This window comes from Thermococcus sp. PK (genome assembly GCF_000430485.1).
GTDB classification, from domain to species: domain Archaea; phylum Methanobacteriota_B; class Thermococci; order Thermococcales; family Thermococcaceae; genus Thermococcus_A; species Thermococcus_A bergensis.
The window spans coordinates 749121-752679 of record NZ_KE387149.1 but is presented as its reverse complement, the minus strand read 5'-3'; the positions used below and the strand labels follow the sequence as shown (position 1 = coordinate 752679).

Genomic DNA, 3559 nt, shown 5'->3' with positions numbered 1-3559 from the left:
AGAGGACGAAGCGTTTCTGGAATAATTTCAGGGGTAAAGACTGGAGGAGGGTTCATAGGTTTGTTTTTCTGTTTGCCTTCTGGTATAATTTTGTCAGAATTCATTCTAGTTTTGGTGATCCGCCTGGTGATGTTACTGAATGGCTTCAGGAGGTGATGCCCCAGTTATCCTAACAGTATCTTGAGCTAAACCGCAAGGCTTAAAACCTATGAAGTTAAATATTCATAGGTGTGAGAGAAAGATGGGAGACGTGTACGATAAGATCGAGGAACTCTTAAAAACACTGGGATTCAAGAAGAACGAACTTAGAATATACCGCTTACTCTTGGAGAAGAAGTCCCCCATGAGAATAACCGAAATAAAAGAAGAGCTTGGAATAAGTGAGAGAAGCGTTAGAGAGCACGTCTTCAACTTGTACAAGCGAGGAGTCCTCAGAAGAGAGCTCATTCAAAGGGGCTGGCTTGGCTATGTTTATTCTGCAGTCTCACCTTCTGAGCTTCTGGCAAAACTTAAGGAAAATGTTGTCAAAAAGATAAATGAAATTGAGAAAGAACTAAAAAACGATAATATCTAAAGACCTTAATATCCCAACCGCTTTCTCAAGCTTTTCTTTCTCGAACTTCCCGTACTCCTCTTCCAGAGCTTTGAATGCCTCTTCTTTTGGCATTATCTCTCCGAGCATTAATAGCTCATGGAACAAGACACTCATTTTCCTATCCTCCAATATTTTTCCCAGCTCCTCCCCCTTCTTCTTGTCAATCTGCTTTATAGATCTTGGATAAATAATGCCTTTTTTCTTCCACTTCAGCCAGGGCTCAAAGGTAAACTCGTGTCCCATGTTTAGCCCTAGGAACTTAGAATCCCTCGACAGCCCAAGCATAACCAACTTTTCTGCCACTTCGAGATCCCTTTCAATGCTGAGCTCTCCAAGATACTTCATTGTAAAACCTCTGGCGAATCTCTCAAGCTCCTCTTTCTTTCCTTTTGCAAGGGCTAATGCAGTTGCCAATACCGCTCTTCCTATTATCTCAAGGCTTTCTTTGCTTATCTTCTCAACACTGTCCTCGCTTGAGTGATAAAACCTGTCAGGCCAGGTTATGGGCATCACACTTGGAATTCCAAAGAAGTTAAATACATCATGATCGCTTCCGAGCTCATAAGGATAGCTTTTAGCCTTCATTTTTGGCAGAGAACTTCCCCCAAAGCTCTCTCCTTCGGAATTCGCGAGGCCAATGAAATACTCCAAAATTCCGGAAACAATTGAAAATCTTGATAATGGCGTTCTAATTATCATTACCGTTGATTTAGCTCTGTCTTCACTTCCCCCAACCATGTCAAGGTTTATTGCCACGTAGTAATCATCGAGCTTTGCATATTTCTCTATAAACGCTTGCGTTCCATAATGCTCCGGAATCCAAAGAAAAGCGAAGCCAAAGCGGAACGAATCGTTGTAGAGATTATTGAGCACCTTAGCCAGCTCAATCAGCATCGCTGCTCCGCTTGCGTTGTCATTTGCACCCGGTCTGGGGTGGCATATATGGGCTACAAAAAGAACATAGGGAGGTTTCCCCACCGTCGCATAAACAATCGGAAGTGCCTGGCTGTCTGAAATTAGCGTTTCAACCTTGATTTTTGCCGTTACTTTTTCACCTTTCTTTAATTTCTGACGAATGGTATTTGCAAGCTCCTCGCTTAGGGCAACTGCAGGGATTTTTGCCCATTCCAAGTCGTTCTTGGCTAAAAACAGCCCAATGTAAGGAAATGCTTTGCCTGTTCCTTTTCTGTAGGCTATAAACGCAAGGGCCCCTTTTTCATTTGCTTTTCTGTAGTTTTCATGCCATTTCTCACTCACAAGAACAATTTTGCCCTTTGCGTTTTCCCAGTCTTCTTCCCTCTCTATTGCAACAACTTCCCCCTCGGCTTTTCCAGGTGGTGAGTGTGCCATTACGAGAAGGGGCATCTTGGAGGTTGTTATTCTCTTCCCCACAATCTCAACTTCCCCATGTATAAGATCCCACGCAATAGGGGAAACCAACGTTAAATGCCACCTTTCTCCGTCGTAAACATCCTCAAAGAGCCCTGCTTTTATGCCGTTCACCCTAAGCTCTTCCAGTATGTATTTAGCCGCTTCAACAAGCTCTTTAGAGCCCTGTATCCTGTGGAACTTAGCAATTTCAGAAATGTACTCCAGAACATTTTCCGCATTAAAGACTTCGGCTTCTTCCAAAAATTCTCTCATAGATAACACCAATGAAAAATAAGCAAGAGAACGGATAAAGTTTACTCTTCTCTACCCAGCATTTTAGGGTGAGAAAACATCTGAGGCACATCAAGCGCTTTTGTAAGTGCAAGTATCTCTGGGGGTTCCACAATTTTTGGAGTTTTTAAAAACTGCAGAAACTCCTCCTCAATTTCAACTTTTTCTTTAACGGTTTCAGCCCCTAGCTTCCTTGATTTTTCCGGTAGAATTTCGTCCTCAAGTTTTTTCAGCCCTTGTGTTATTTCTCTCATTCTCCTTTCTTTTCCATCCTGAAGACCTTTCCTGTAGGCAGTTTTAACTTCCTCGTATATCCCCAAATCTTCAGCTTTTCTGTAAATTTCTTCCTTCTTTTTTGCTACCCACGACACCCATTCCGTGTGTCCTTTATAACCAACAAAGTACCCAAAGCGGTATGCCTTCTTTATCAGGTCTTCCCTCGTCACAGCAATCACCAGGGGGCTTCATTATACACTTCTATCCCATTTTCAGTGAATCTCACTTTTTTCATATTGCTATCATGTGCAGTTCCTCTCATTTTCAATATCTGAATCCCCCTGACCATCTGGAAATTCCTCATAAAGTGGTGCATCACTATTACTCCACTCGCTACATAGTAGTCGTCCGTATATTTATCGGACTCCATCATTTCTGTTATCACGAATGCCGTTATACCCATAAGAGAAAGAAGTTTTATCAGCCTAACCAGTTCCCTTCTTTTGTTCTCCGGATCCCTGACCATAAGCTCCAAGGGAGTGAAGGAATCTATGACAACTCTCTTTGCATTTTCATTAACAATGATCATCTTTATTTCGTCAAGGATTTCTCCCCAGCTAGGCTTTTTGTCTCCCGCTGTAATGGTAGAGCTAAGGTCGTATATCACTATTTTTTTGCTTCTAATGAAAGAAAGCAAATTAAACTTATAATGAAACATATCCTGGATTATCGTCTTTGGGTCGTCAACAAGAGATATATAAACTCCCTTTTCCCAGTTTTTTGCACCTTCAACAAGAAACTGGATTCCGAGAGTGGTTTTACCGCTCCCGGGTGGGCCTGTAACAACATAGACTCTTCCCGGAATCAATCCTCCTCCGATAAGGTCGTCGAGCCCTTTCACTCCTGTAGAAATTCGTCTGTAGAATCCGCTTGAGATGTCTTCCATGTACCTCCCGTTCTGCCTACCCGTAAAGTGTGTGTAGGGTGTTAATTTCGTAACGGGTAGGCTTCCAGCCTCCCGTCTTCATTGGCTGGCTTTCGGGGGGAACGGAGACTCCCCACATCTTCAGGGCTTTCAAGCGAATA

4 protein-coding genes and 1 pseudogene are annotated in these 3559 nt (G+C 42.7%); 2 read left to right on the top strand and 3 right to left on the bottom strand.

The window, feature by feature from the left end; all coding sequences use genetic code 11:
* A pseudogene (locus THEPK_RS06080) lies at window positions 1-173 on the top strand (IS6 family transposase); the annotation flags it as partial.
* A gap of 68 nt (window positions 174-241) precedes the next feature.
* On the top strand, window positions 242-574 hold the full coding sequence (locus tag THEPK_RS06075; RefSeq protein WP_042699554.1) for a transcriptional regulator: 333 nt from the start codon (window positions 242-244) through the stop codon (window positions 572-574).
* On the opposite strand, the gene THEPK_RS06070 is transcribed toward THEPK_RS06075, so the two are convergent.
* From THEPK_RS06070 to THEPK_RS06060, 3 genes are read right to left on the bottom strand one after another with little or no spacing between them, the layout of a single operon-like run.
* Window positions 554-2239: a DUF4910 domain-containing protein gene (locus tag THEPK_RS06070; protein ID WP_042699551.1), complete on the bottom strand. Its 1686-nt coding sequence runs from the start codon at window positions 2237-2239 to the stop codon at window positions 554-556. The genes THEPK_RS06075 and THEPK_RS06070 overlap by 21 nt on opposite strands.
* 41 nt (window positions 2240-2280) lie before the next feature.
* Window positions 2281-2703, bottom strand: coding sequence for a hypothetical protein (locus tag THEPK_RS06065; RefSeq protein WP_225807239.1), 423 nt, complete (start codon window positions 2701-2703; stop codon window positions 2281-2283).
* A 5-nt stretch (window positions 2704-2708) separates the two neighbouring features.
* Window positions 2709-3419, bottom strand: coding sequence for an RAD55 family ATPase (locus THEPK_RS06060; protein ID WP_042699545.1), 711 nt, complete (start codon window positions 3417-3419; stop codon window positions 2709-2711).
* Window positions 3420-3559 lie beyond the last annotated feature (140 nt).

Excerpts from the sequence above, each read along its gene's own strand:
- THEPK_RS06075 (WP_042699554.1), top strand. The coding sequence starts at position 242 with ATGGGAGACGTGTACGATAAGATCGAGGAACTCTTAAAAACACTGGGA.
- THEPK_RS06070 (WP_042699551.1), bottom strand. The coding sequence starts at position 2,239 with ATGAGAGAATTTTTGGAAGAAGCCGAAGTCTTTAATGCGGAAAATGTT.
- THEPK_RS06060 (WP_042699545.1), bottom strand. The coding sequence starts at position 3,419 with ATGGAAGACATCTCAAGCGGATTCTACAGACGAATTTCTACAGGAGTG.